Source organism: Micromonospora sp. NPDC049049, assembly GCF_040649115.1.
Taxonomy (GTDB): domain Bacteria; phylum Actinomycetota; class Actinomycetes; order Mycobacteriales; family Micromonosporaceae; genus Micromonospora.
Window position 1 is genome coordinate 137,547 of record NZ_JBEZEX010000010.1, and the last position, 25,153, is coordinate 162,699.

A 25,153-nucleotide genomic window follows, 5' to 3' on the forward strand; every position below is an offset into this window, starting at 1 on the left:
CAGGGAGGTGCGCCGATGAGCCGCCGGCTGCGGCGCGTCGCGATGGTGCTGCTCGGCGCGGTGTTGCTGGGCACGGTCGGCCACAGCCTCGGTTCCTGGTATGGCGGTCGCGGTGTCACTCCGCCCAGCGACAACCAGGCGCAGACCGTGGCGGCGCAGCTGCTTCCCGGTGCGGTGCCGGTCAACTCGGATCGCATCGTGCACGGCTACCGGTGGGGCGTTCATCTCGCTGCCGACGACCTGGGCTCGGGCCGGTCGTCCTTCCGATACCACGATGGTGACGACTGTGGGCTCGCGGAGCAGCTACGGCGCAATGCCGGGACGCAGGGGTGGGAGGGCCTTCGCCGCGTACCCGGCTACCTGTGCGACGGCTGGCGGGCTGAGCGCGACGGCCTGACGGTCGCGCTCGACTACTCGGAGAGCGGGACAGAGCTGACCATCGCGCCGGCCGCGCCCGGCACGTTCCTCGCCAGCACTGTCGCTGGCACCCTCACCGGTGCCGCAGCCGGCGCGGCGCTGTTCGCGTGGGTGGGACGGCGGCGTCGACCCGTACCCCTGCTGGTCTGCACCCTGGTGACGGTTGGCCTCCTCCCGGGTGCCGCCCTCATCTGGATGGCCCTGGGTCAGGGCATCGTCACCGAGCCGATCTGGCCCATCTGGCCCGCTCTCGCCCCCGTGCTCGTGCCACTGTGGCTCGTGCTCCTCCTGGTCGGCGTGTACGCCTTCCCGAGACGCGAGACCGGGACCGACCCCAGCTCTCGGGTCACGGCGGTGGTGGTGAGTGTCGCGTGCGGCCTGGCCCCCGTGGTGATGGCCACCGCCCTGCTTTTCCTGTTCGCTCGAGCGCAACCCTCCCGCTAGCTGCCAGAACGTCGATGCACGATCGGGATCAGGAGCGGCCGTAGGCTGATCTCCCGCCCATAAGCGTCAATGGAGAGCACAGTGACCACACGTAACGGCAAGGTGATCGTCGACCAGACCATCTCCGCCGACGGGTACTCGGCCGGGCTCAACCAGACCGAGGAACGCCCGTTCGGCGACGACGGCGGTGACGGCGGGGGCCGCAGGCTGCACGCCTGGATGTTCGACGCCGCCGAGGAGAACCAGGCCGAGATCGACCAGATCACAGCCGCGTCGGCGGTCATCATGGGGCGCAACATGTTCGGCCCCGTGCGCGGTGCGTGGGACCGGCAGTGGAACGGCTGGTGGGGTGACGACCCACCGTTCCACAAGCCGGTGTTCGTGCTCACCCATCACGCACGGGAGCCGCAGCCGATGGAGGGCGGCACCACCTTCCACTTCGTCACCGACGGGATCGAGTCGGCGCTCACGCGGGCCCGTGCGGCGGCCGGTGGCGGCGACATCCTGATCCACGGCGGTGCGACCACCATCAACCAGTACCTCGCCGCCGGCCTCGTCGACGAGCTGCGCCTGCACATGGTGCCCCTCACCCTCGGCACCGGTGTGCGGCTGTTCGACGGCGTCCCGTCGCTGAAGCTCGAACAGGTGACGGCACGGGCGGCGAGCGCGGTCCTGCACGTCACCTACCGCGTGCTCTCCTGAACCGACGGAGGTTGCGTTGTCCGCCATCGCGTCACTGACAGTGGTCCCCAGGGACAGCATCGTTGAGCTGGCCCGCCTGGCCCGCACATCGCCGTCGTCGTTCCGCGCGTACCTGGCCGAACACGGGAGCAGGGCGCGACAGGAGTACGACTGGTCCGGCTACTGCATGCTGTACGTCCTGACCTATCTGGAGGAACGCGGCATCGACCTGGATCCGCCGGAGTTCAACGCCGAGTCGGAGGCCATCAACAGCGCGTACGGCCTGACCACGCTCATCACTCCAGCACCAGGGTTACTGGATCAGCTCGATCCCGGCGCGCACCGCGCGGAGGAGTTGGTCGCCCACTTCGAAGAGATGGGGGTGGACTTCGAGGAGAGCGGCACGGCCGGCCTGGACACGCTGAGGTTGCTGCGCGACAGCGTCTCCGAGCTCCGCGACGACCAGGTGTTGCTGATCAACATCGGCTGAGGCCGACTCACCCGGGCGGAAGACGGCGCCTGACCCGCAGGCCGGTTTGGTTCCGGCGACGGCGGGAACCCGCGGCACCGGAAAGCTCTTGGGTGACCACCGTGGGGGAGGCTCATGCGCTGGTTTCGCGCGGCTCGCGGCGTCTCCACCGAGGGCACAACCAGAGCCAGCAACCCGATCGGTGCGGAACGAGACCCGAAGCGGGCAGTCACCTTCAGCGACGCGGTCATTGCCATCGCCGTCACCCTGCTCGTCCTGGAGATCCAGCCGCCGGAGGACACCGAGCACCTGCTCCGCGGCCTCAGCGAACTGTGGCCCTCATACCTGGCGTACGCGATCACCTTCCTGCTGATCGGTCAGATGTGGGTGAACCACCACGTCATGTTCGACCACATCCGCTCCGCCGACCGCATGCTGCTCCTGCTCAACACCCTGCTGCTGATGGTGATCGCGTTTCTGCCGTTCGCCTCGTCCCTCCTGGCCCACGCGTTCGAGTCGGGCCACGGCCAGCGCACCGCACTCATCTTCTACGGGTCCACCTATGTGGTGGCCGCCATCCTCTTCAACGTGATCTGGGAGTACGCCAGGCACGGCCGTCGCCTGCTGACCTCCACCACCGACAACGACACCGCACGGGCGATCAGCAGACGCTTCCGCCCCGCGCCGTTCTGGATCGTCGTCGGGACCGCGCTGGGCGCTATTCATCCGGTCGTGGGCCTCGTGGTGGTCATCGCGTTCATCCCCTTCTACTGGCTGCCGATCAGAGGCGAGGTCGGCAGCATCAAGCGCACCCGCGAGCAGAGTCACGGTGACCGGTAGCCACGAACCAGCTGCCCTGTCACCCCGGCGACTAGCGGGGCCGGAGGTCGCGGGGGGTGAGCGGCCGACCCGCCGCGTCCTGAACGGCGACCGACACCGAGTTCTTGCCAGCCCAGTCCGGGCCGGTTGGTGCGGCCTGCATCACGAAGCGCCTGGACCCGTCGGAGCCGTGGACCTCGAGAGGCACCAGGTCGGCGTTGCGGAAGCGGGCCTGGACATCTCCGCCGTCCGCGGCCACCTCGGCTCGGGCGGCAGCGGCGGGGAGCATGCCGAAGATGATCGGGGCGGCGGCGCCGCGGAGCGTACGGACGCTGAGTTCGTAGTTCTGCAGAACTCCGAACTCGGTGCAGGCGCGTTCCACTGTCGCGCCGTCCTGACGCAGGTAGAGACACTCGCCCCAGGTGCTTTCCCGAACCTGGACCACCGACCAGTGCACGCCGCCGGTCGTGCCTTCGGTGAGTAACCGGGGACCGGTGACGCTGGGCCGCCGCCCGTCCCAGCCCTCCCAGTTGAGGCTGCCGACCACGGCAAGACCACCGAACACCACCACGGCGGCCACCACGGTACGGAAACGGCTAGTAGACAAGCAGATCACCGCCTTGCGCGTCGTGCAGCCGCAGCGACACGACCTCGACCCGGTCGCCCGCATCGGGTACGTACACGGCGTAGACCCGGTAGGTGTCGTGACCCGATGCGATCGTGGCCGCCTCGCGTGGCGTCCCGTCGCCAAGGGTGATCTGGATCGACGTGGCGGCGGCCGGCACGATGCCGTAGAGGATCGCCTCCGGCAGGCGCCTGCCCAGACGTTCCGAATGGACCTGCTCGACCCGCCCACCGGCCAGCCAGCCGTCGCCGTCAGCCACCCGGGGCCAGGCGCAGTCCTTGCCCGCCTCCCGCCAGTTGACGTACGGGTCGGAGAACGTCTCCCGCTCAAGTTTGGCGCAACGGACATCGAACGAACCGGTGACCCGGAGCCGATAGTTGTCGCCCTCGTCGAGGGTGAAGAAGGCGACGTTGCTCTTCCACCGGTCACCGATGGCGACATAGGTCCAGCCGGAGACCGCCAGCAGAACGAGAAGGCCGATGAGACCCCGGCGTACGGCCCTGCGCGGTGCGGCGGTCATGCGGCGCTCCTCGGTGGGGTTGACGCACTCACGGTAGCGCCGACGCACCAGCGCCTCGGGGAGACCGAATGCCTATCCTGTCAGCTCGCCGTCTTCCACCCGCCGGACAACGGCCTCGACGTGAAGGACATCGACAGTCGTAGGATGCCCTTCGTGGGATATACGGTGTGGCCGTCAGGCCGTCTGCACCTACCAGAGTCGGACGACGCCGCCGCGGTCGCCGCCGCCAAGGCCGCCATGGCCGAACAGGCTGGTTGGTACAAACCCGATGAGTCTCCGTCGGATGACACGCTTGTCGACATAGCGTGCGAGGCCAGAGCCTCGATCGTCCGCGACGGCGACTGGATCGAATTCGATCATGACGGCGAGGGTGACCCCAAGTGGTCGTACCAGGCCATTGCCTTCTACGTCGCGATCGCGCCGTTCGTTCGCTCCGGAACTGTCCACATCGAAGGTGAGGACGGGGCCCGCTGGTCCTACACCTACGCGGACGGGCAGGTCACCCAACAGGGTTGGAACGGTTGGGACGGATCCGTCGAACCGTTTGGCCAGTACGTCGAAACCCCACACCCCGACCGTGGGTGACAGGGCTGCCTACCGTGCGCTCGACCGGCCTGCCCGGAGTCAGGATGAGTGCGGTCAGCGCGTCCGCGTCTCCCAGACCGGCCGCTGGGGCTCGTCGTTGTGCACGACGATGTCGGCGTGCTGGGTCGGCTGGGCCGTAGCGAGGTAGAGGTGCTGGGAGGGGATGTAACGCTCCCGCCAGCGCCGTTCGACGTCGGCCCGGGTCGACACCCGGCGCTCCCGGACCACGGCACGGTCCACGGTCTTCTCCAGTGCCGTCGACACGAAGACGCGCAGCTCCCACCGGTCGACCAGTTCCGGGCGCAGCAGGAAGACGCCGTCGAAGACGAGCACGGCGTCGGCCGGGGCAGTCACGACCGGCGGGGACAGCACGGCATCCGTCGCGCCGTCGTAGACCGCGGGTTGGAAGCGTCGATCTCCGCCCGGCCCCAGCGGGTCGAGTAGAACCCGCTTCAGCGCCCGATAGTCGTGGGTGTCGTGGTAGCAGCCAACGGCTGAGTACTCGCCGCGCGGATAGCGCTGCGCCCGAGGAAAGAGGAAGTCGTCGATCGTGGCGCGGATGACCTCGCGGCCCTGTGCGCGCAGGACGACGGCCAACTCGTCGGCGAGGGTGGTCTTGCCTGCGGCCGGCGGCCCGTCGATCGCAACCCGCGTCGGGTGGGCGACCGTGACGGCGCCAACCGCCTCAGCCAAGCGGTCGAGCAGCTCGTCGCGGGTGCCGTGAACCATGTCCTGCCCCTCCTCACGTCACCGCTCGCCGGTCGGGCCGGATCTGCGTCCCATCGAAGTCGGTCACATCACGTAGGGTCTTCTACTCCGGGCTCGTGGTATGCGTGGCGGGGGCGGGTCGCGGTGTCCCATATTCAGTCCCGGGATCACTCCGGGGACCTACCAGTGCCCGCCCCCCGTAGCCGCGCTGTCCCATGTGGGTTGCTCTGACCGGCCAACTGAGGGGCACCGTAACAGGCGGCTACGACACCGCTCAGGGACCAAACGTCTGGCCGGCGCTACCCCTCCGCCGGCAAGTCGTGAAACCACCGGCGGGACGACGCGGGTACCAGCAACAGGCCGACGATGACTGCCGCACCAACGATCTGAAGCAGCCCTGACGCACCATCCTCGGTGAGAAGAAGTACGCCTATCAACCCGGTGGCAACGGATGGACCATTCGCAAACATCATCGACGCCGGGATGGCGGCGCCCACAAGCAAAATCACGGTCCACCTCGGTGAGGAAGACGCCGACGTTGTGCCACCTCCGACGGCCGTCCTGCCGTTGGCGCGGGGCCCGAATCGTCAGCTTGAAAAGTGCCGATGTCCGGCTGTAGCGTTCTGCCAGTGGGACGGCTAGTGGACCGGCATCGTGATCTGGCCGGGTGGTTGGTGACGCCGCTGTTCACCCTGATAGCCGCTCCAGTGTTGGCCTGCCTCGCCGGGGTGTTGGGAAGCCTCGGGGACCGCAACGGTCCACCGGCGCTGTGCAAGGAGGCCATAGCAGACAACATGTGCGAGGAGACCATCCTCGGGGTGGCCGGCTTACATGTGCTCATCTCAGGCGTCATGTGGTTGCTGCTCTGGGTCATTCCATGGTGGCGAGGTCTTCGCACGGTGCGCATTCTGCTGGCCGTCGCTGCGACAGTCGTTCTCGTACTCCTGCCAGTGCGGATGTTCCGCTGGTCCTGACACACCGCCCGCCGCTTGTCGTCTGCGGACATCTGGTTGCCCGGGACGTTGATGCCGGCTTCCCAGGTGTCGGCTTCAACGGCAACCTCTGTTCGGTGCCGGTCCGAGACCACCGGCGCCTGCGCAGGTGCCGGTGGTCCCGTCGCCCGCCAGCATCGGACGGGTGCAGCAAAGCTCCTACACGACCTGCCTCGACCGAGGGCCGTCGTCGTGATCGGCCGGGGGTCGATATCACCCGGCCACAGGTTGGAGTTCGAACTAGGCGCCGTATCCGCCGTCGATCCGGAGTACTGCGCCGGTGACGTAGGAGGCCTCCGGGCTGGCCAGGAAGACGACGCCCGCGGCGATCTCCTCCCCCCTGCCGTAGCGCCCCATCGACGTCGTCGGAAGGAACATGGCTGCGGCCGGGCCGTCAGCCGGGTTGGCGTCGGTGTCGACGAATCCGGACTGGATGACGTTGACCGTGACACCCCGGCCCGCCAGATCGCGGGCCACGCCCCGGCTGAAGCCCTCGATGGCCGACTTCGTCGCCGTGTAGTACGCCATCCCGGGGAACCCGGCCCGCATTCCCACACCCGAGCTGATGCTGATGATCCGCCCGTCATCTGGCAGCAGCGGCAACGCCTCCCGGATCGCGGCCGCCGGGCTCCTGTAGTTGGCGGTGAGCTGGCGCTCGATGGCGGCCTCATCGGGATCGACCTCGTCGATGCGGCCACCACCACCGATTCCCACGTTGTTGACCAAGATGTCGAGCTTTCCGAACTGCTCGACCACCTGGTGGATCAGGCCGGTCGCCTGCGTCACGTCCGTCTGGTCGGCCCGGAACGCTGCCGCGCGCACTCCCTTCGCCTCCAGGTCGGAGACCACGGCCTTGGCCCGATCCTCCGCGGCCACGTAGCTGATTGCGACGTCGGCTCCCTCGTCGGCCAGCGCCAGCGCGATCGCGGTGCCGATCCCCCGCGATCCGCCGGTCACGATCGCCACCTTGTTGTCCAGCTTTCCCACTGCTGCCCACTTCCCGCGTATGACGAGTTATTGACTGACCGGTCCACCATAAGGATTGTGGACCGGGCGGTCAAGGATCCGTATCCTGGATCGCATGGCACGTCCGCGAGGGTTCGACGAGAAGCAGGTACTCCACGCCGTCCGTGATCAGTTCTGGAACGCCGGTTACGCCGCGACCTCGCTGGAGGACCTGATGCGGGTCAGCGGGCTGGGCAAAGGCAGCCTGTACGCAGCGTTCGGCGACAAGCGCCGGCTTTTCCTCCGGGCGCTGCGCAGCTACACCGACGACAACCACTACCACCTGCGCAAAGCCCTCACCGAAGCTCCGCGGGCCGTGGTCGCACTACGCACGATCCTTGAGCCACCGATCGGCGACCCGACCGGCGCCGGCGAACGGCGTGGCTGCCTGATGGCCAACAGCACCTTGGAACTCGGCAACGCCGACCCCGAAGTCCTCGATCACGCCCACCGCACGTACGAGACGTCCACCGCGCTGATCGGCGACTGCGTGGCCCGCGCCCAACGCGAGGGCGACCTACCCGCGGAGGCGGATCCGATCGCACTGGCGCGCGCACTCCTGGCCGCGCAACAAGGCCTGCTGTTCATGAGCCGGACCGGCATGGACACGGCGACACTCACCGCCACAGCACGATCACTCGCCAATCAACTCCTACCGGATCCCCACGACGGCTGAACCGACCGGGCGGCGGGCCGTGCTGCTGCGGATTCAGCGCGGACTGAGGGCCTCGGCCCGGACCTCGACGCGTTCCGTCCGGGTCATAGGCAGCATGGCTGACCAGCAAAACGGCTGGTGGGGCGGGCGGGGCTCGAACCCGCGACCGAGGGATTATGAGTCCCCTGCTCTAACCGGCTGAGCTACCGCCCCGAAACACCGCGCCGGATCTTATCCCGCTCGGCGATCAGCAGCCAGCATGAAGCCGGCCGGTGCCCACGCCTGCGCCAGCACGATGGGCAACAGGAATATAACAGCGTGCTCGGGTACGACCGTCAGCCGGCGCGCAGCTCATCCAGTACAGCTCCGGCGGCGCGCCAGCCGCTGGTGAGAGCACCTTGGATCGATGGGCTGTCCTGGTGGTCACCGGCCACGAAAAGGCCCTCCCCCAGCGCCACCGGCTTGCGCAGCCGTCCCTGCGGCGGTGGCGCGGCGGGTAGCGCCTCGGGAATGGCCACTGTGGTGAGGTGGGTCCAGTCGGCGGTGGAGCGGCCGTACAACCGGGTCAACTCGGCCCGGATGGTCGGCTCGGGTGGGGCCGTCGGGCCGACCACCGAGGTGGCGATGAGGTGCCGCCCGGTGGGCGCGTACGTCGTGGCGGCGTTGCTGAGCACCACGGTGTTGGCGACGAGTTCGCGTCGGTCGCCGTCGACGAGCAGGATGGGCTCGGTGAGCGGCGGCTCAGGTGCGCTGTGGTAGTAGGTGGTGTAGCTGTGCATGCGTACCGTCGCCAGGGCCGGCAGCAGCGCGGCCGCGGCGGGCGGGTCGACGGCGACCACGACGGCCCGGCAGTGGATCTCGCCGGCCTGGGTGCGGACCCGGCCCGGGGTGACCTCCGCGACCGGGGTGTTCAGGTCGAGCAGGTCGGCGGGCAGTGGCGCGGCGATGGCCCGGGGCAGCGCGGCCATTCCTTCGGCGGGCAGGCCGATCCGGCCGCGGGCGAAGGAACGCAGCACCATCGCCAGCACGTGGCTGGAGGTGGAGAGTTCCCGGTCGATGAACACACCGGACAGGAACGGCCGCAGCAGCTCCTCGATGATGGCGTCGGAGAGGCCGGCGCGGCGCAGCGCGGTCTCGGTGCTGGTTTCCGGCGCGTCGAGCAGCCGGGACGCGGGGAGGGTGGCGCAGCCGGTGGCGAGGGCGGCGAAGCGCAGCCGGTCGAGCAGGGAGCCGACCCCGGCGAGCGCGGTGCCGGGCCCACCGGTCGGCTCGCGCAGCGGGTTGACCAGCCGCAGCAGCTTCTCGCCCTTGCGGACCAGCACACCGGAGGTGAAGTAGCCGAGGTTGAGCTGGTCGGTGTCGAGCAGTGTGCCGAGCCGGGGGTAGGCGGTGTTGAGCACCTGGAAGCCCCGGTCGATGAGGTGACCGTCGACGACGTCGGTGGCGACCCGGCCGCCGAGCCGACCCTCGGCCTCCACCAGCCGCCAGGGCACGCCGGCGCGGTGCAGCCGGCGGGCGGCGGCGAGGCCGGCCAGGCCGCCGCCGACGATGACCACATCGGTTTCAGCCAGCACCGCGCGCCTCCCGCTCACCGTTCGCCCGGGACAACCGGCCCGGCCACCAGATCTTCGGCCCGATGTCGTACGCGAGTGCGGGCACCAGCAGCGACCGGACGATGATGGTGTCGATCAGTACCCCGATCGCGACCGCCGTACCCAACTCGACGAGCACCACGAGTGGCAGGACGGCGAGGGCGGAGAACGTCGCGGCGAGCACGATGCCGGCGGAGGTGATCACCCCGCCGGTGACGGCGAGGCCGGCGAGCACTCCGGCGCGGGTGCCGCGCTTGACCGACTCTTCGCGGACGCGGCTCATCAGGAAGATGTTGTAGTCGATGCCGAGCGCGACCAGGAAGACGAACGCGAACAGCGGGAACGACGAGTCCACGCCGGGGAAATCGAAGACGTCGCGGAACAGCAGCGCGCAGAGGCCGAGGGTCGCCGCGAAGCTGAGCAGCACAGTGGCGATCAGCAGCAGCGGGGCGAGCAGCGCGCGCAGCAGCAGGGCCAGGATGACAGCGATGACCACCAGCACCACCGGGATGATGACGTTCTGGTCGCGCTTCGCGGCGTCCGAGGTGTCCACGTTGATCGCGGTGAAGCCGCCGACGACCGCGTCCGCGCCGGGCACCTGGTGTACGGCCACCCGCAGCTCGCGGATGGTCCGCTCGGCGCCGTCGCTGTCTGGTGGGTCGGCCAGGGTCGCCTCCAGTTGCACCCGCCCGTCGACGACCTTCGGGGCGGCGTTCTCCTGGGGTGGGCCGGTCTGCGGGCCGGCGGTGAGGGGGCGGACGTCGGCGACCCCGGGCACGTCCTTCGCCACCTGGGCGACCTGTCGGGCGGTCTGCTCGGTGGTGAAGATGGTGGCCGGGCTGCCGGTGCCGGCCGGGTAGTGCCGGGAGATCACCTCCTGACCGTCGACGGAGTCGGTGCGCTGGGTGAACAGGTCGGACTGGCCGAGGGTGGTGGCGCCGAGCTGGGTGAGGCCGAGGGTCAGCAGGGCCAGCACGACGGCGGTGCTCAGCCAGATCGGGCGGGCGTGCCGGGCGACGAAGCCGGCGACGCGGCTCCAGATGCCGTGTTCGGCCCGAGGGTCGGCCTGGTCGGCTCGGGGTCGTCGGGGCCAGAACGCCCACCGTCCGCCGAGCACCAGCAGCGCGGGTAGGAAGGTGAGCATCACCAGCAGGGTGGCGGCGATGCCGATGGCGGCGACCGGTCCGAGCGCCCGGTTGGAGTTGAGGCTGGACAGCAGCAGGCAGAGCAGGCTGACGATGACGGTGCCGCCGGACGCGATGATGGCCGGAGCGGCGCCCTTCCAGGCGGCCTTCATGGCGTCCCATGGGCGCTCGTGCCGGTGCAGTTCCTCCCGGTAGCGGGCGATCAGCAGCAGCGCGTAGTCGGTGCCGGCGCCGAAGACCAGCACTGTGAGGATGCCCTGGGCCTGCCCGTTGAGCTTGACCACGTCCGCGTCGGCGAGCAGGTAGACGAAGACCGAGGCGAGGGCGTACGACATCCCGGCGGCGAGCAGCGGGAAGATCCACAGGACCGGGCTGCGGTAGACGACCAGCAGGATGACAAGCACCACGACCAGGGTGACCAGCAGCAGTGGTCCGTCGATGGCGGAGAAGACCTCGATCAGGTCGGCGAGCAGACCGGCCGGGCCGGAGACGTCCACGGTGAGGCCGTCCCGGTCACCGCCGGTGATGTCGCGCAGTTGCTCGACGACGGTGCCGATCTCCTCGCCCTCGGCGTCGTCCACCGGTACGACGACCTGGAGTGCCTGGCCGTCGTCGCTCTTGATGGGCGGGGGCAGTGGGGTGACCACTCCGGGGATCTGGGCGAACCGGGCGGCGTCGGCGCTCACCCGTTGCCGGTCCGCGTCGGTGATCCCGGTGGGCCGCTCGTAGACGACCAGAGCCGGGATGGTCTGCCTGTCGACGAACTCGCTGGCGAGGTCCTGGGCTCGGGTCGCCTCGGCGTCGGTGGGCAGGAAGGCGGCGTTGTCGTTGGTGGCGACCTCGCTGAGGCGTCCCGCGTACGGGCCGGACACGCCGCCGATCACCAACCAGGCCAGCACGACCGCCACCGCGATCAGCGTGGCCCTGCCGCCTCGTCCGGACATCCGCCCCTCACACCCCAAGGTTCGACGCGCTCTGAGCGCGGCCACCATCGCCCATCCTGCCGCCCAAACCCATCAAGACGGTGTGAATCCGGCATACCGTCAGCGTCGATCAAGGAGTTGTGGTGGTGAGGCGGGCATGAAGAACGCCCGTCGGCTTGGGGCCGACGGGCGCTGGGTGGAGAAGCTCCCCCGATTGGACTCGAACCAATAACCTGCCGGTTAACAGCCGGCTGCTCTGCCAATTGAGCTACAGGGGATCGTGCACCGCCTGACATCGGATCTCGCCGACGCCGTGCGACGGGACAAGAGTACAGGACTTTCCCCGGTGGCGGTCCAGCGGGTTCCACCCCGGCACCGGTTGATCAAGAGGCGCAGGTCAGGGTCCGCGACGCATTGACAAACAGGGTAAATCGCCATCCCGGCACAACCATGCTTGAGCGGGGAGCAGGATGGGTAGTTAGCTGCGGACAGAGGACGCAGGCGCGAACAGGTCGCCTTCCGACGGGGCAACTCGCCGGGGCGACGGCGCGTCAGGTACGGAAGGAGCCGCCATGCGCGGAAAGATCATGTTTCTTGGCGGGCTGGCTGCGGGATTCGTCCTGGGCGCCCGTGCCGGCCGGGAGAAGTACGAAGAGCTCGTGGTCCGGGGCCGCAAGGTGCTCGACCACCCGACCGTCCAGGAGGCGGCCGGGGTGGCGCAGGCCCAGGCCAACAAGCTCTACAGCGAGGGCAAGGACAAGCTCGGCCAGACCAAACTGGGCGAGAAGCTGGGCAACGGCAACGGCAGCACCGGCAAGCAGGAGCTGACCGCCGCCGACGACGCGTTCGCCGGCACGCCCGCCACTGTGGGCGCCAAGGCGGGCACCAGCACGGTCGGCACGACCTCCGGGTCGCCGTCGTCCACGAACCCCCGCACCAAGCCGTCCGGCTCGGGCACGAACGCCAGCACGCTCTGACCAATCGCACGTCGACGGGCCGGTCGCCGCAAGGCGACCGGCCCGTGGTCTGTCCGACGCGCGGTCAGTCCTTGCTGCTGAACGCCGCGTCGAAGGCGGCGCTCGGTGCGTCGAAGGCGAGCCGGCGGACGAACTGCAACGCCTCCGGAGCGCCGACCAGCCGGTCCATTCCGGCGTCTTCCCACTCGACCGAGATCGGGCCGGTGTAGCCGATCGCGTTCAACGCGCGGAAGCAGTCCTCCCAGGGCACGTCGCCGTGGCCGGTGGAGACGAAGTCCCACCCGCGCCGCAGGTCGGCCCAGGGCAGGTGCGAGGCGAGCCGGCCACGCCGGCCATCGCCGGTACGCACCTTCGCGTCCTTGCAGTCCACGTGGTAGATCCGGTCGGCGAAGTCGAAGATGAAGTTCACCGGGTCCAGCTCCTGCCACACGAAGTGCGACGGGTCCCAGTTCAGACCGAACGCGGGCCGGTTGCCGATCGCCTCCAGCGTCCGCTTCGTCGTCCAGTAGTCGTACGCGATCTCACTGGGGTGCACCTCGTGCGCGAACCGCACTCCCACCTCGTCGAACACGTCGAGGATGGGGTTCCACCGGTCGGCGAAGTCCTGGTAGCCGCGCTCGATCATCGACGGCGGCACCGGCGGGAACATCGCGAGGGTGTGCCAGATCGACGAACCGGTGAAGCCGACGACGGTCTTCACTCCGAGCTTCGCCGCCGCCCGCGCGGTGTCCTTGATCTCCTCGGCGGCCCGCTGGCGAACCCCTTCGGGCTCCCCGTCGCCCCAGATGCGGCCGGGCAGGATGTCCTGGTGCCGCTCGTCGATCGGGTGGTCGCAGACCGCCTGACCGACCAGGTGGTTGGAGATCGTGAAGACCTCAAGGTTGTGCTTCGCGAGGGTTTCCTTCTTGCGCTCGACGTACGAGTCGTCGGCGAGCGCCTTGTCGACCTCGAAGTGGTCGCCCCAGCAGGCGATCTCCAGACCGTCGTAGCCCCACTCGGAGGCGAGCCGGCAGACCTCCTCGAACGGAAGATCGGCCCACTGGCCGGTGAAGAGCGTGATGGGTCGCGCCATTGTCCTTCTCCCCTGATGTGATGGGGATTCCTGTGCGGACCGGGGCGAGGGTGACCGGACGTGCGTGGCACCCGAACGGTCACCGGTGGGTGCGGAGCACACCTGAGCCCGGCGGGTTGCGCCTCCCACCGGGTCACCGGCCACCAGCACGGTCGCCGACCCCCACCCTATTTCCGCAGTGCCCCATCGGGGAAGCCCCGCAGTCGGCCGATCATCCGATCATTTCCTCGGGCGCGGGCAGGACAGCCCGTACGGTGAAGCCACCACCGGCACGCGGGCCGGCGGAGAACGTGCCGCCGAGCCGCTCGGCGCGCCTGCGTACCCCGAGCAGACCCCGACCGGCGCCCTGGGTGCCGCCGCCGGACGGAGCGGGACCGGCGCCCTCGTCGCGGACCTCGATGCTGATGCCCGCGGCGTCGTAGCGCAGGCGGACCCCGACCGGGGCGCCCGGCGCGTGCCGGCAGGCGTTGGTCAGCGCTTCCTCGATGATCCGGTACGCCACGACGTCGACCGGGCCGGGTAGCGGGCGGGGTTGCCCTGCCATGGTCCACCGCACCGGTTGACCGGCGGTGAAGCCCTCCACCAGCGCGTCGAGGCGGTTCAGGCTGGGCGCCGGCTCGGACGGGTCGTCGGGCTCGTCGGCCCGACCCAGCGCACCGAGCAGCTGATGGCCTCGCGCCAGCACCGTCCCGCGCCACTGCGCGAACAACCCCATGCAGGTCAAGGTACGGCAGCCACCTGTGAGCCGGTCGGCGGCATCCACGCAATGTGCCTGCATCCGAGTGCGCCGGCAGCGGTGCGGGGACCAGCCCTGCACCGGGGCTCCGGCCTCCCCAACAACCCCGCGCACCCCCGCGTAAACGGCGGGCTGGCGGGATGGCAACCGGCGGACGAATCGGTGCGAGCGTGATGCCTCTGTGTCATCAGGATGACTCAGAGGCATCACGCTCGTTGAAGACACCGCTCGTCGCCCTTTGCCGACGCAACTGGCTGACGGGGGACGCCAACCGGGCACGTCGGCCGGGCACGCCGGCCGGCCCGGAGGGGCCGACGACGTGAGCCGCGGCCCCTTCGGGGTCAGTCGGTCAGGGCAGGGTCCACTTCTGGTTGGCTGCGTTGAGGCAGGTCCAGAGGTGCACTGCGGTGCTGTCGGCGGAGTTGTTGCCGGAGACGTCCAGGCACTTGCCCGACGACGGGTTGCGCAGCGTGCCGTCGGACGCGGCAGCCCAGTTCTGTGCGCCGCTGCCGTTGCAGGTCCAGAGCTGGATCTTGGTGCCGTCGGCGGTGCCGCTGCCGTTGACGTCCAGGCACTTGCCGAGCGCCTTGATCGTCGAGTTCGGCGTCACGGTCCAGGTCTGCGAGGCGCTGCCGTTGCAGGTGTAGAGCTGGATCTGGGTGCCGTCGGCGGTGCCACCGTTGCGCACGTCCAGGCACTTGCCGGCCAGACCCTTGATCGGGCCCACCCCGTTCGTGCCACCTCCGCCCTTGACCAGGGTGAAGTCGTCCAGGTCGAAGAGCCCCGTGCCGCTACCGGTGAAGGTGAGGTAGAGGTTCTGGGTGCTGGACGGGACGTTGGACAGCGCCGCGGAGACGTTGGCGTAGGTGCTCCAGCTGCCGGTGTTCGGCACCGCGACAGTGCCGAGCACCGGGCCGGTGGCCGAACCGGTGCGCACCTGGATGGCGCCACCCGCGCCGCCGGAGACGACCCGCGCCGTGAACGAGGTGACCCCGGCCAGGTTGACCCCGTTGTACGCGGCCCAGTCACCCGGCTCGATGTAGCCGAGGGTCTGCCCGCCGTTGGCGCCCGCCTTGGTGAACGCGGAGACCCCGTTGGCCGAGCTGAACGCCTCGGCCTGGATCGTGGTGTTCCCGGTCGGCGGCGGGGTGCCGCCCAGCTCCTTGATCCGGATGTTGCGGAAGGAGGCGTCGTCACCGGTGCCGTGGTTCTGGATACCGATGTGACCGGCCAGCGACCGTACCGGGTTGGTGTTGGTGAAGTCGTTGATCTTCACCCCGTTGAGGAAGATCTGCAGCCGCTCGCCTTCGACCAGCAGCTCGTACGTGTTCCACTCCCCCGCCGCGTTCAACGCCGCGTCGCGGGCGGCGATGTCGGCGGACTTGAACGTGTAGACCGCGCCGGTGGTGCGGTCGGTCGCGTCGGTGGCGTCGATCTGGATCTCGTACCCGTTGTCGACCGCCGACCACGGGTCACTCGACGGAGGGAACCCGATGAAGATGCCGGAGTTGTCGTCACCGGCCAGCTTCCAGTCCATCTTCAGCGAGTAGTTGGTGAACTGCTTCGCGTTGTACCAGTACAGCCCCATGCCGCCGACCGAGGTCAGGGTGGCGTCAGTGTTGGTGAAGCTGCCCGGGCCGGCCTGTGACCAACCGGCCGTCGAGCCGTTGAACAGCGGGGTGTAGCCGGTCTCGGGCCGGCAGTCGGCCTTGCTCCGACCGGAGGCGTACCGGATGCCGCCGAGCAGGTGGTTCCGGAACCCCGACTCCGCGTACGACGCCTGGGTGTGCCCCGCGCCGGTGTAGAAGGACCGGCCGCCGCTGTAGCTCTTGCACCAGCTCAGCGGGTGGTCGGCGCCCATTCCGCCGCCGGAGTACGACGACTCGTCGAGGGTGGCCAGCACGTGGGCGCTCGACCGGGCGTTGGTGCGGTAGTTGTACCACTCGTCGGTGCGGGTCCAGGTCTGCGGCAGGTGCGCGGTTGCCGCGTGGCCCCGGTCCTCCACCTTCATGTTGGCCTGCTGGATCGCGGGGTGCGAGGCGAACCACGCCCCGACGAGGTTGCCGTAGAACGGCCAGTCGTACTCGGTGTCGGCTGCGGCGTGCACACCCACGTATCCGCGGCCCGAGCCGATGTACGACTCGAAGGCGGTTTGCTGGCTGGCGTTGAGCACGTCGCCGGTGGTGTTGAGGAAGACGACAGCCTCGTACTGGTTGAGGTTGCTCGTGGTGAACGCGGCGGCGTCCTCGGTCGCGGTGACCGTGAAGTTGTTCGCCGCGCCCAGGTCGCGGATGGTCTGGATGCCGACCGGGATCGCGTCGTGCCGGAAACCGGCGGTCTTGGAGAAGACCAGCACGTCGTACGGGGCGTCGGCGGCGCTGGCCGGGGTGGCTGGGGTGGTGCAGGCGATGACGGCGAGTGCGGCCATTGCCGCACCGAGGACGGGTCGCATACGTCTGCGCATATCGCTCTCCTAACTGCGGTTAGGAGGGGCCCCTCGCCTCACACTAGGCGTGCCGAGGGGCCCCCACCTGTCAGCTCAGGGCAGGATCCACTTTTGGTTGGCGGCACCGCTGACGCAGGTCCAGAGGTGGACCGCGGTGCTGTCGGCGGAGCTGTTGCCGGAGACGTCGAGGCACTTGCCGGACGCCGGGCTACGCAACGTGCCGTCGGCCTGGGCCACCCAGTTCTGCGCGGCGGTCCCGTTGCAGGTGTAGAGCTGGATCTTGGTGCCGTCGGCGGTGGCGGCACCCGCGACGTCCAGGCACTTGCCCAACGACTTGATCGTCGAGTTCGGCGTCACGGCCCAGGTCTGCGCCGCGCTGCCGTTGCAGGTGTAGATCTGGATCTGCGTGCCGTCGGCGGTGGCGGCGTTGCGCACGTCCAGGCACTTGCCAGCCAGACCCTTGATCGGCCCGGCCCCACCGGCCGGGGGCGTCCCGGTCACGAAGGTGAAGGCGTCCAGGTCGTAGAGCGCCCCGGTGCCCGACCCGGCGAAGGTCAGGTAGAGCGTGGTCGTGCCGGTCGGCGGGTTGCTGATCGTCCCGGTGACAGTGGTGAAGGTTTCCCAGCCGCCGGTCACCGGGACCGTGGCCGAGCCGAGCACGGTGCCGGTGGCCGAGCCGGCCCGGACCTGGAGGGTGCCGCCGGCGCCCGCCGAGGAGACCCGGGCGTTGAACGAGGTCACGTTGCCCAGCCGGTACGGCTGGAACGCGATCCAGTCGCCGTTGTTGATGTCGCCGACGGTCTTGCCACCCTCGGCCGGGGTCTTGCTGAACACGTTGATCCCCGACGAGGTGCCGTAGAACTCGGCCTGGCGGTGCCGCGGCGGCAACGTGTGCTGGGTGTGCGTGGTCAGCCCACCGGCGTCGGTGTACTCGGCGTCGAAGATCGCGAAGATGTTCGCCGCGTCGTCGTGCTCACCGTCGACCGGGATCGTGATCGAGCCGGAGCAGCCGGTCTTCGAGGTGATCTGGTGCCCGTGCTGGTCGTGGCCGAGCACGTAGGTCATCTTGACCTTCGTGCAGTCGATGGTGCCGTCCTCCGGGTCGGTCACCGTGATGCTGTACGGCACCGTGTCCCCGAAGCCGAACAGCTGACCGTTGCCCGGGTTGTTGATCGTGACGGTGGGCGCGGTGTTGCCGACGCTGATCTGCACGCTGCTGCTGCCGGTGGCGCCCTGCGGGTCCCGCACGGTCAGCGTGGCGGTGTAGGTGCCGTTGGCGCTGTAGGTCTTCGTCGGGTTCGCGGCGGTCGAGGTGGTGCCGTCACCGAACGCCCAGGCGTAGGTCAACGTGCCACCCTCGGGGTCGGACGAGCCGGCCGAGGAGAACGTCACCGCGAGCGGGGCCGCACCGGAGGTGCGGTTGGCGCTGGCCTTCGCGGTGGGCGCCCGGTTGCCGCCGCCGACGTAGTCGAAGCGGTAGAGCGCGGAGTTGGCGTCACCGTTGAAGTAACCGGTGCCGTAGTCGAGGACGTAGTAGGCGCCGTCCGGGCCGAACGCCGAGTCCATCACCTGCTTGCCGACCCAGGGGAAGGTGTCGATGGTGCCCCGGGAGCCGTCGGAGTTGACGTGGATCGGCTTGATCCAGCCCCGGCCGAACTCGGTGGCGAAGAACTGCCCGTCGAACGACTGCGGAAACTTGGTGGTGGAGGTCGACGAGGCGTTGTACCGGTAGACCGGGCCGCCCATCGGCGACTCGGAGCCGCCGCCGAACTCGGTCGGGGTGCCGGCGTCACCGGCGTACCGGATCCAGGCCGGCTGGGCCGGCGGCAGGGTGGTCAGGCCGGTGTTGCGGAACGAGTTGTTGGTCGGCCCGCCGGCGCAGTTGTACTTCGCGCCGCTGGCGCTGGTCGCGAAGTCGAACTCGTTGTACGTCTCGGTGCTGGTGTTGGTGCCGGTGCAGTACGGCCAGCCGTAGTTGCCCGGTGCCGCGACCCGGTTGAACTCCACCTGGCCGGACGGCCCGCGGGTGGAGCTGGTGGAGCCGGCGTCCGGCCCGTAGTCACCGACGTAGACCACACCGGTGGCCTTGTCCACGCTGATCCGGAACGGGTTGCGGAACCCCATCGCGTAGATCTCCGGCCGGGTCCTGGCGGTGCCGGGGGCGAACAGGTTGCCTGACGGGACGGAGTACGTGCCGTTGGCGTTCACCTTGATCCGCAGGATCTTGCCGCGCAGGTCGTTGGTGTTGCCGGCGCTGCGCTGCGCGTCGTACGCGGGGTTGCGGTTGGTCCGCTCGTCCAGCGGCGAGTAGCCGGACGACTCGAACGGGTTCGTGTCGTCGCCGGTGGACAGGTAGAGGTTGCCGGCGGCGTCGAAGTCGATGTCACCACCGACGTGGCAGCACACGCCCCGGCTGGCCGGGACGTCGAGCACGTCGACCTTGCTGGACTGGTTGAGCGTGAAGTCCGAGTTGAGGGTGAACCGGGAGAGCCGGTTGACGCCGTCGAAGGCCGAGAAGTCGGTGCCGGTGGCCGGTGCGTCGCCGCCGGGGGTGGAGAGCGGCGGGGCGTAGTAGAGGTAGATGTAGCGGTTGCTGGCGAAGCCCGGGTCGACCCCGACGCCCTGCAACCCCTCCTCGTCGTGCGTGTAGACCGAGACGGTGCCGATCACGGAGGTGGTGCCGTTGGCGTCGGTGCGGCGCAGGGTGCCGTTGCGGGCGGTGTGCAGGACCGAGCGGTCCGGCAGCACCGCCAGGGACATCGGCTCACCCATGTCGGTCACGCCGCGAGCCAACTCGACCTGCTGGAAGTCGCTGGCGACGATCGTGTGTGCCTGGGCGGGGGCCGAGCCGGCGGCGAAGGTGACAGTGCCGGCGGCGACCGCCAGCAGCAGCGCGGATCCGGTGGAGAACCATCGTCGGGACCGTTGTCGGGGAGCGTCCTTCATTGACATCTGTGCTGTCCCTTCCTGACGTGTGACTGCCAGGCCGGGCGCGCGCCGTCGCGCCGGATGCCGTAGCGGTGGTGGGGGGGTCGATGGGTTACCGCGCCGCCGGTTCACCTCGACGAAACATCTTCGTGTTGGTCACGACACTAAGTCGCACGTGTCGATGTGTCCATACCTTCCGGCGGTTCAGCATCAACTTTTGTCGATTTGATCGAAAGTCGCCGGTCAGGCGCGTCGGTCGATGGCCTGCCCGGCCAGCGCAACCAGGGCCGCGCGGGCCTCGTCGGCCACCACGGCGTTCTGCAGCGCGGCGAGCGCGGCCTCGGTCCGAACCCGGATCATCTGCTCGATCCGCTCCCGCGCGCCGGTTGCCTCGATGATGTCGCGCAGCTCCGCCGCGCCCTCGGCGTCCAACGCCGGGTTACCGAACAGCTCCCGCAACCGGACGGTCTGGGGCCGGTCGGCGGCGCTGCGGGCCAGCGCCATCATGACCGTGGGCTTGCCCTCACGCAGGTCGTCCAGGACCGACTTGCCGGTCACCGCCGGGTCGCCGAACACGCCAAGGACATCGTCGCGGAGCTGGAACGCGTCACCCAGCGGGTCACCGAACTCGCCCAACGCGGCGATCAGCTCCGGCCCCGCGCCGGCCAGGGCCGCACCGATCTGCAACGGCCGGGTGACCGTGTACCGGGCAGCCTTCATCCGGATCACGGTGAGCGCGCTGGCCACCGAGCCGTCGCCCACCCCCGACACCAGGTCCAGGTACTCCCCCGCGATCACCTCGGTACGCATCAGCGCGAACACGCCGTACCCCCGGTGCACCTGCTCGGTGCTCAGCCCGCACTCGTGGAACATCTGATCCGACCAGGCCGCGCAGAGGTCCCCGCAGAGCAGCGCGGTGTTGCGGCCGTACGCCTCGGGGTCACCGCGCCACGACGAGCGGGCGTGCAGGTCGGCGAAGAGCCGGTGCACCGACGGCTCACCCCGGCGGCGGTCGCTGCCGTCCAGGATGTCGTCGTGGATCAGCGCGAAAGCGTGGAACAGCTCCAGGGCCGCCGCGGCCACCACGATCGGGGTGCCGTCGGCAGCCCCCGCGCCGCGCCAACCCCAGTAGCAGAAGAGCGGTCGTAACCGCTTGCCACCGGCCAGCACGAACCGTTGCAGCGCGGTGAACACGCCCCGCGGCGCCCCGTCCGGCCAGTCCGGGCCCTGTCGGCTGAGAAACCCGGCCAGCTCCGCGTCGAAGCGTGCCCGCAGTTCGCTGGCGTCGGTGGGCGCGACGGTGACCGTCATGTCCGCTCCCCCGAGCCGCTCGCGCCGTCAACGCCTAATCCGGCGAGCTCCAGCAGCAGCGCCTTGACCTCGGTCGCCGCGATCTTGTCCCGGGCCGCGGTCGGGTCCGAGCAGAGCAGCACCGGGCCATCCGCCGGGTCGGCCGGCAGCCGCCCGTGCGAGCCGCGAACCGCCTGCGCACCGGCGTCCAGGCCGACAGCGCTCATCAGGTACCGCATGCCGAGCTTCTTGCGGGCCAGGGCGACCCCGGCGCGAGCCTTCGCGGCACCGGGGTTCGCCGGGTCGAAGAACAGCTCCGCCGGGTCGTAACCGGGCTTGCGGTGGATCTCCACGAGTCGGGCGAAGTCCGGTGCGTTGGCGTCGTCCAACCAGTAGTAGTAGGTGAACCAGGCGTCCGGCTCGGCCACCAGCACCAGCTCACCGGCGCGCGGGTGGTCGAGCCCGTGTGCGGCCTTGCCCTCGGCGTCGAGCACCTCGGCGACCCCGGGCAGGCCGGCGCAGAGCTTCGCCACCGCCGGCACGTCGGCCGGATCCTTGACGTAGACGTGCGCGATCTGGTGGTCGGCGACAGCGAACGCCTTCGACGTCCACGGGTCGAGGTACTCCATGCCCGCCTGGGTGTGCACCCGCAACAGGCCCTCCGCGCGCAGCAACCGGTTGACGTCCACCGGCCGGGAAACGTCGGTGATGCCGTACTCGGACAGCACCACCACTGTGGCGTCCCGGGCCCGGGCGGCGTCCAGGAGCGGGCCGAGCACCGCGTCCAGCTCGGCTGCCGCCGCGGCGGCCTGGGCCGACGAGGGACCGAAGCGTTGCAGGTCGTAGTCCAGGTGCGGGACGTAGACCAGGGTCAGGTCGGGTGACACGTCGGCAAGGATCTGCTCGGCGGCCTGGCAGATCCACTTCGACGACGGCAGGGCGGCGGTCGGCCCCCAGTAGGTGAAGAGCGGGAAGGTGCCCAGCCGCCCGGTGAGCGCGTCGTGCAGCTCCGGCGGGTCGGTGTAGCAGTCCGGTTCCTTGCGCCCGTCGGCGTAGTAGACCGGGCGTGGCGTCACCGTCCAGTTGACGTCGGCGCCCATGGCGTACCACCAGCAGACGTTGGCCACCGTGTAGCCGGGTTCGGCCCGACGGGCGGCCTGCCAGAGCTTGTCCCCGCCGACCAGCGCGTTGTGCTGCCGCCACAGCAGCACCTCGCCCAGCTCCCGGAAATACCACCCGTTGCCGACGATCCCGTGCCCGCTGGGCTGCTCGCCGGTGAGGAAGGTGGACTGCACCGAGCAGGTCACGGCGGGCAGCACAGTGCCCAGCTCGGCCCGGAAGCCGCCGTCTGCCACCCCGCGCAGTCGAGGCATGTGGGCCAGTAGTCGGGGTGTCAACCCCACCACGTCGAGGACCACCAGTCGCCTGCTCATCGCGTCACTCCCATGCTCACGGTTCGGTCTGTGGTCAGGCCGAGGCCGACCAGTTCGTCCCGGGCGAAGGCCAGCTCCGCGGCGATGCCGGCGGCCAGCTCCGCGTCGGTGCCGGGCCGTCGTGCAGCCGGCAGCACCCCCCAGGTGTACGTCTCGACGTCGAGGTGGTCACAGCCGGCGGTCGGGCCGTCGAAGAGCGCTCTCAGGGCCGCACGAAGCACCGGCACTGTCGAGCCGAGCGGCTCCTCGGGTGGGGCGTGCAGCGGCACGTGGTAGTGCACCCGCCACGGCCCGGGCAGCGCCCGCTCCAATGCCTCGTCCAGGTCGTCGGCCGCGTACGTCGGCTCGGCCGGGTCGGCCAGACCGGCGCAACCGGTGCCCCGGGTCTGGTGCAGGAAGCGCGGCTCCACCCAGCGGCGCAACGCCTCGGCGTCACGGGCCGGGTCGGCGGCCTCGACAGCGGCCGAGACCTGCACCTTCACCACCGGCAGTCCGGCCGCCCGCAGTCGGTGCAGCGCCTCGGTCGGCTCTTCCCAGGCGCAGGCCAGGTGGGCGAGGTCCACGCAGACACCCAGCCGGTCGGTGTCCATCCCGGACAGCAGCGCGACCGCCTGACCGGTGCTCTCCACCACACAGCCGGGCTCGGGCTCGAAGGCGACACGCACCTCACGGCCGGTGTCGCGTTGCACGTCGGCCAGGCCGGTGGCGAGCTGGTCCAGGCGGCGTCGGGCCGCGTCGGCCCGGCCGGTGTCCCACGGTTGACGCCAGGCCAGCGGCAGCGTGGAGATCGAACCCCGGGCGGCGTCGTCGGGCAACAGGTCGGCGAGGACCCGGGCCATGTCGAGGGTGTAGGTCAGGCGCTGCTCGGTGGTCCAGTCCGGGTGGTACACGTCCTGCTTGACCACCGGGGCCTGGAAGGCCGCGTACGGGAAGCCGTTGAGGGTGACCACCTCCAGGCCGCGCGCGTCCAGCTCGGTGCGCAACCGGCGGCGTAGCGTCTGGTCGGCGGCCAGCTCGGCGGCGACCGGGGCGGCCAGCCACAGGCCGAGCCCGAGCAGGTCGCTGCCGAGCGCCTCGCGGACCGGCACCGCGTAGGTGTCCAGTTGACCGAGGATCCCGGCGAGGTCCTCGGCCGGGTGCACGTTGGTGCAGTAGCCCAGGTGGACGGTCTCGCCGCCGGCATGTCGCAGCCGCATCAGCTGCCGCCGCGCAGGATCGAGTTGCCGGTCTGCGGGTCCACGGCGGCGGCGGCGTCCAGGTCGCTGAGGTCGAGCCGCCCCGACTGCCCGTAGAACTCCACCGGGTTTCGCCACAGCACCTTGTCGACGTCGTCGTCGCTGAAGCCGGCCGCGAGCATCGCCTCGCCGGTGGCTCGGGTCAGCAGCGGATCGGAGCGCCCCCAGTCGGCTGCCGAGTTGACCAGCATCCGTTCCGTGCCGTACTCCCGCAGCAACTCCACCATCCGCTGCGGCGTCATCTTGGTGTCCGGGTAGATGGAGAAACCCAGCCAGCAGCCGCTGTCGCGGACCAGCTTCACTGTCACCTCGTTGAGGTGGTCGACGACCACCCGACCCGCGTCGATGCCGGACTCGGCGACGACGGCGAGGGTCCGCTCACAGCCGCGCGCCTTGTCCCGGTGCGGGGTGTGCACCAGCGCCGGTAGTTCGTACGCCACCGCGAGGGCGAGCTGCGCCGCGAACGCCTCGTCCTCCTCGGGCGTCATCGAGTCGTACCCGATCTCGCCGACCGCCACCACCGCGTCCTTGTCCAGGTAGCGGGGCAGCAGGTCGAGGACCGGCCGGCAGCGCGGGTCGTTGGCCTCCTTGGGGTTCAGCGCGATGGTGGCGAAGTGCCGCACCCCGAACTGCCCGGCCCGGAACGGCTCCCAGCCGATCAGCGAGTCGAAGTAGTCGGTGAACGAGGCGGCGCTGGTGCGCGGCTGACCCAGCCAGAACGCCGGCTCCACCACCGCGCGCACCCCGGCGGCGGCCATCCGTTCGTAGTCGTCGGTGGTGCGTGAGGTCATGTGGATGTGGGGGTCGAAGATGCGCATTCACGCCTCCCGGGGCAGTGCGGCGGTGAGCCGGTCGAGCAGGTCGGTGGCGTCGGCGGGCAGGTCACGGCCGGCGGCGTGTCGTTCTGCGGCCAGCGCGGCGAGCATGGCGGTCAGCTCGCTGTCGGCCCGGGAGTCCAGGTCGGCCACCCCGGCCAGGGGGACGCCGCTGAACACGCACTTGAGCACCGCCTGCCGCCAGGCGGCCTGGTCGAGGTGCCGGGCGTACGGGCCGAGCGCGGCGGCGACCAACCGGGTGTCGTTGGTCCGGATCGCGTCGTGCAGCAACGGCACCGCGTCGGCGCCGATCGGCAGCAGCGGCAGGGCACGCAGCACCGCTCGTCGTTCGGCCGCGTCACCGTGCTGGTAGAGGCGCTCGGCGTACGCCGCGTGCTCGCCGGGCAGGCTGGTGAGCAGCAGCACCCGGGCCGCGTCGTCGGCGGTCCAGCCGGGGGCTTCGGGCAGCGCGGCCCGCCCGCAGCGTCGGCCGACGGCGGGAAAGAGCCTGGTGATCGCGGTGGGCTCGGTGGTGACCCGGCGCAGCGCCGTGTCCAGCCAGTCGGGATCGGGTACGCCTCCCAGCGCGGCCCGTAGTGAATCCGGTGTCATCCCGTCTCCTCCCCTTGTGCTGCTCCCCG

The 25,153-nt window shown here is 70.0% G+C and carries 23 protein-coding genes and 2 tRNA genes; 8 read left to right on the forward strand and 17 right to left on the reverse strand.

The window, feature by feature from the left end; translation table 11 throughout:
• Positions 1 to 15: 15 nt before the first annotated feature.
• From AB0B68_RS13325 to AB0B68_RS13340, 4 genes are all read left to right on the forward strand, one after another.
• Positions 16 to 861: a hypothetical protein gene (locus AB0B68_RS13325; RefSeq protein WP_357260035.1), complete on the forward strand. Its 846-nt coding sequence runs from the start codon at positions 16 to 18 to the stop codon at positions 859 to 861.
• An 81-nt stretch (positions 862 to 942) separates the two neighbouring features.
• Positions 943 to 1,563, forward strand: a complete 621-nt coding sequence (locus AB0B68_RS13330; protein ID WP_357260038.1) for a dihydrofolate reductase family protein — start codon at positions 943 to 945, stop codon at positions 1,561 to 1,563.
• Positions 1,564 to 1,579: 16 nt separating this feature from the next.
• Positions 1,580 to 2,032: a hypothetical protein gene (locus tag AB0B68_RS13335; RefSeq protein WP_357260041.1), complete on the forward strand. Its 453-nt coding sequence runs from the start codon at positions 1,580 to 1,582 to the stop codon at positions 2,030 to 2,032.
• 114 nt (positions 2,033 to 2,146) lie between these two features.
• Complete coding sequence (locus AB0B68_RS13340; protein WP_357260045.1) at positions 2,147 to 2,851, forward strand: TMEM175 family protein; 705 nt, start codon at positions 2,147 to 2,149, stop codon at positions 2,849 to 2,851.
• 31 nt (positions 2,852 to 2,882) lie between these two features.
• On the opposite strand, the gene AB0B68_RS13345 is transcribed toward AB0B68_RS13340, so the two are convergent.
• Complete coding sequence (locus tag AB0B68_RS13345; RefSeq protein WP_357260049.1) at positions 2,883 to 3,437, reverse strand: hypothetical protein; 555 nt, start codon at positions 3,435 to 3,437, stop codon at positions 2,883 to 2,885.
• On the reverse strand, positions 3,427 to 3,975 hold the full coding sequence (locus AB0B68_RS13350; RefSeq protein ID WP_357260052.1) for a hypothetical protein: 549 nt from the start codon (positions 3,973 to 3,975) through the stop codon (positions 3,427 to 3,429). The genes AB0B68_RS13345 and AB0B68_RS13350 overlap by 11 nt, the downstream gene beginning before the upstream one ends.
• 120 nt (positions 3,976 to 4,095) lie before the next feature.
• On the opposite strand from AB0B68_RS13350, the gene AB0B68_RS13355 reads away from it, so the two are divergent.
• Entirely contained in the window at positions 4,096 to 4,560 is a 465-nt protein-coding gene (locus tag AB0B68_RS13355; RefSeq protein ID WP_357260055.1) for a hypothetical protein, read from the forward strand.
• Positions 4,561 to 4,614: 54 nt separating this feature from the next.
• Here AB0B68_RS13355 and AB0B68_RS13360 read toward each other — a convergent pair whose 3' ends face one another.
• On the reverse strand, positions 4,615 to 5,289 hold the full coding sequence (locus tag AB0B68_RS13360; RefSeq protein ID WP_357260058.1) for a uridylate kinase: 675 nt from the start codon (positions 5,287 to 5,289) through the stop codon (positions 4,615 to 4,617).
• A 608-nt stretch (positions 5,290 to 5,897) separates the two neighbouring features.
• On the opposite strand from AB0B68_RS13360, the gene AB0B68_RS13365 reads away from it, so the two are divergent.
• Complete coding sequence (locus AB0B68_RS13365) at positions 5,898 to 6,242, forward strand: hypothetical protein (protein ID WP_357196114.1); 345 nt, start codon at positions 5,898 to 5,900, stop codon at positions 6,240 to 6,242.
• A 258-nt stretch (positions 6,243 to 6,500) separates the two neighbouring features.
• Here AB0B68_RS13365 and AB0B68_RS13370 read toward each other — a convergent pair whose 3' ends face one another.
• Entirely contained in the window at positions 6,501 to 7,247 is a 747-nt protein-coding gene (locus AB0B68_RS13370; RefSeq protein WP_357260061.1) for an SDR family oxidoreductase, read from the reverse strand.
• A 94-nt stretch (positions 7,248 to 7,341) separates the two neighbouring features.
• On the opposite strand from AB0B68_RS13370, the gene AB0B68_RS13375 reads away from it, so the two are divergent.
• Positions 7,342 to 7,941, forward strand: a complete 600-nt coding sequence (locus AB0B68_RS13375; protein WP_357196120.1) for a TetR/AcrR family transcriptional regulator — start codon at positions 7,342 to 7,344, stop codon at positions 7,939 to 7,941.
• Positions 7,942 to 8,056: 115 nt separating this feature from the next.
• Here the strand turns inward: AB0B68_RS13375 and AB0B68_RS13380 are convergent.
• From AB0B68_RS13380 to AB0B68_RS13395, 4 genes are all read right to left on the reverse strand, one after another.
• Positions 8,057 to 8,133: transfer RNA gene (locus tag AB0B68_RS13380), tRNA-Ile, on the reverse strand.
• A 122-nt stretch (positions 8,134 to 8,255) separates the two neighbouring features.
• Complete coding sequence (locus AB0B68_RS13385) at positions 8,256 to 9,494, reverse strand: FAD-dependent oxidoreductase (protein ID WP_357260064.1); 1,239 nt, start codon at positions 9,492 to 9,494, stop codon at positions 8,256 to 8,258.
• Complete coding sequence (locus AB0B68_RS13390; RefSeq protein ID WP_357260068.1) at positions 9,484 to 11,601, reverse strand: MMPL family transporter; 2,118 nt, start codon at positions 11,599 to 11,601, stop codon at positions 9,484 to 9,486. Before AB0B68_RS13390 ends, AB0B68_RS13385 begins: the two co-directional genes overlap by 11 nt.
• Positions 11,602 to 11,785: 184 nt before the next feature.
• Positions 11,786 to 11,858 (reverse strand) — tRNA-Asn (locus AB0B68_RS13395).
• A gap of 294 nt (positions 11,859 to 12,152) precedes the next feature.
• Between AB0B68_RS13395 and AB0B68_RS13400 the strand changes: the two genes are divergently transcribed.
• Positions 12,153 to 12,557, forward strand: a complete 405-nt coding sequence (locus AB0B68_RS13400; protein WP_269682837.1) for a hypothetical protein — start codon at positions 12,153 to 12,155, stop codon at positions 12,555 to 12,557.
• 64 nt (positions 12,558 to 12,621) lie between these two features.
• On the opposite strand, the gene AB0B68_RS13405 is transcribed toward AB0B68_RS13400, so the two are convergent.
• From AB0B68_RS13405 to AB0B68_RS13445, 9 genes are all read right to left on the reverse strand, one after another.
• Positions 12,622 to 13,629 carry a sugar phosphate isomerase/epimerase family protein gene (locus AB0B68_RS13405; protein ID WP_355009784.1) on the reverse strand — a complete coding sequence of 336 codons (1,008 nt, stop codon included), beginning with the start codon at positions 13,627 to 13,629 and terminating at the stop codon, positions 12,622 to 12,624.
• A gap of 211 nt (positions 13,630 to 13,840) precedes the next feature.
• Positions 13,841 to 14,344, reverse strand: coding sequence for an ATP-binding protein (locus AB0B68_RS13410; RefSeq protein ID WP_357260071.1), 504 nt, complete (start codon positions 14,342 to 14,344; stop codon positions 13,841 to 13,843).
• 370 nt (positions 14,345 to 14,714) lie between these two features.
• Positions 14,715 to 16,829 carry a ThuA domain-containing protein gene (locus AB0B68_RS13415; protein ID WP_357205777.1) on the reverse strand — a complete coding sequence of 705 codons (2,115 nt, stop codon included), beginning with the start codon at positions 16,827 to 16,829 and terminating at the stop codon, positions 14,715 to 14,717.
• Between the two features lie 75 nt (positions 16,830 to 16,904).
• Positions 16,905 to 19,763 (reverse strand): PQQ-dependent sugar dehydrogenase, encoded by a 2,859-nt coding sequence (locus tag AB0B68_RS13420; RefSeq protein WP_357260074.1) that lies wholly within the window; start codon positions 19,761 to 19,763, stop codon positions 16,905 to 16,907.
• Between the two features lie 219 nt (positions 19,764 to 19,982).
• On the reverse strand, positions 19,983 to 21,050 hold the full coding sequence (locus tag AB0B68_RS13425; RefSeq protein WP_357205780.1) for a polyprenyl synthetase family protein: 1,068 nt from the start codon (positions 21,048 to 21,050) through the stop codon (positions 19,983 to 19,985).
• Entirely contained in the window at positions 21,047 to 22,462 is a 1,416-nt protein-coding gene (locus tag AB0B68_RS13430; protein ID WP_355009789.1) for a nucleotide pyrophosphatase/phosphodiesterase family protein, read from the reverse strand. The genes AB0B68_RS13425 and AB0B68_RS13430 overlap by 4 nt, the downstream gene beginning before the upstream one ends.
• On the reverse strand, positions 22,459 to 23,658 hold the full coding sequence (gene eboE, locus AB0B68_RS13435) for a metabolite traffic protein EboE (protein WP_357260077.1): 1,200 nt from the start codon (positions 23,656 to 23,658) through the stop codon (positions 22,459 to 22,461). Before eboE ends, AB0B68_RS13430 begins: the two co-directional genes overlap by 4 nt.
• Complete coding sequence (locus AB0B68_RS13440) at positions 23,658 to 24,515, reverse strand: TatD family hydrolase (RefSeq protein WP_355009791.1); 858 nt, start codon at positions 24,513 to 24,515, stop codon at positions 23,658 to 23,660. Before AB0B68_RS13440 ends, eboE begins: the two co-directional genes overlap by 1 nt.
• Positions 24,516 to 25,124, reverse strand: coding sequence for an EboA domain-containing protein (locus tag AB0B68_RS13445; protein ID WP_357205787.1), 609 nt, complete (start codon positions 25,122 to 25,124; stop codon positions 24,516 to 24,518). It abuts the gene before it with no gap.
• Positions 25,125 to 25,153: the final 29 nt, after the last annotated feature.

Bases quoted from the DNA above. Each gene is read 5' to 3' on its own strand.
- AB0B68_RS13325 (WP_357260035.1), top strand. From the start codon at position 16: ATGAGCCGCCGGCTGCGGCGCGTCGCGATGGTGCTGCTCGGCGCGGTG.
- AB0B68_RS13340 (WP_357260045.1), top strand. From the start codon at position 2,147: ATGCGCTGGTTTCGCGCGGCTCGCGGCGTCTCCACCGAGGGCACAACC.
- AB0B68_RS13350 (WP_357260052.1), bottom strand. From the start codon at position 3,975: ATGACCGCCGCACCGCGCAGGGCCGTACGCCGGGGTCTCATCGGCCTT.
- AB0B68_RS13360 (WP_357260058.1), bottom strand. From the start codon at position 5,289: ATGGTTCACGGCACCCGCGACGAGCTGCTCGACCGCTTGGCTGAGGCG.
- AB0B68_RS13375 (WP_357196120.1), top strand. From the start codon at position 7,342: ATGGCACGTCCGCGAGGGTTCGACGAGAAGCAGGTACTCCACGCCGTC.
- AB0B68_RS13390 (WP_357260068.1), bottom strand. From the start codon at position 11,601: ATGTCCGGACGAGGCGGCAGGGCCACGCTGATCGCGGTGGCGGTCGTG.
- AB0B68_RS13400 (WP_269682837.1), top strand. From the start codon at position 12,153: ATGCGCGGAAAGATCATGTTTCTTGGCGGGCTGGCTGCGGGATTCGTC.
- AB0B68_RS13405 (WP_355009784.1), bottom strand. From the start codon at position 13,629: ATGGCGCGACCCATCACGCTCTTCACCGGCCAGTGGGCCGATCTTCCG.
- AB0B68_RS13410 (WP_357260071.1), bottom strand. From the start codon at position 14,344: ATGGGGTTGTTCGCGCAGTGGCGCGGGACGGTGCTGGCGCGAGGCCAT.
- AB0B68_RS13415 (WP_357205777.1), bottom strand. From the start codon at position 16,829: ATGCGCAGACGTATGCGACCCGTCCTCGGTGCGGCAATGGCCGCACTC.
- AB0B68_RS13420 (WP_357260074.1), bottom strand. From the start codon at position 19,763: ATGTCAATGAAGGACGCTCCCCGACAACGGTCCCGACGATGGTTCTCC.
- AB0B68_RS13425 (WP_357205780.1), bottom strand. From the start codon at position 21,050: ATGACGGTCACCGTCGCGCCCACCGACGCCAGCGAACTGCGGGCACGC.
- AB0B68_RS13430 (WP_355009789.1), bottom strand. From the start codon at position 22,462: ATGAGCAGGCGACTGGTGGTCCTCGACGTGGTGGGGTTGACACCCCGA.
- eboE (WP_357260077.1), bottom strand. From the start codon at position 23,658: ATGCGGCTGCGACATGCCGGCGGCGAGACCGTCCACCTGGGCTACTGC.
- AB0B68_RS13440 (WP_355009791.1), bottom strand. From the start codon at position 24,515: ATGCGCATCTTCGACCCCCACATCCACATGACCTCACGCACCACCGAC.
- AB0B68_RS13445 (WP_357205787.1), bottom strand. From the start codon at position 25,124: ATGACACCGGATTCACTACGGGCCGCGCTGGGAGGCGTACCCGATCCC.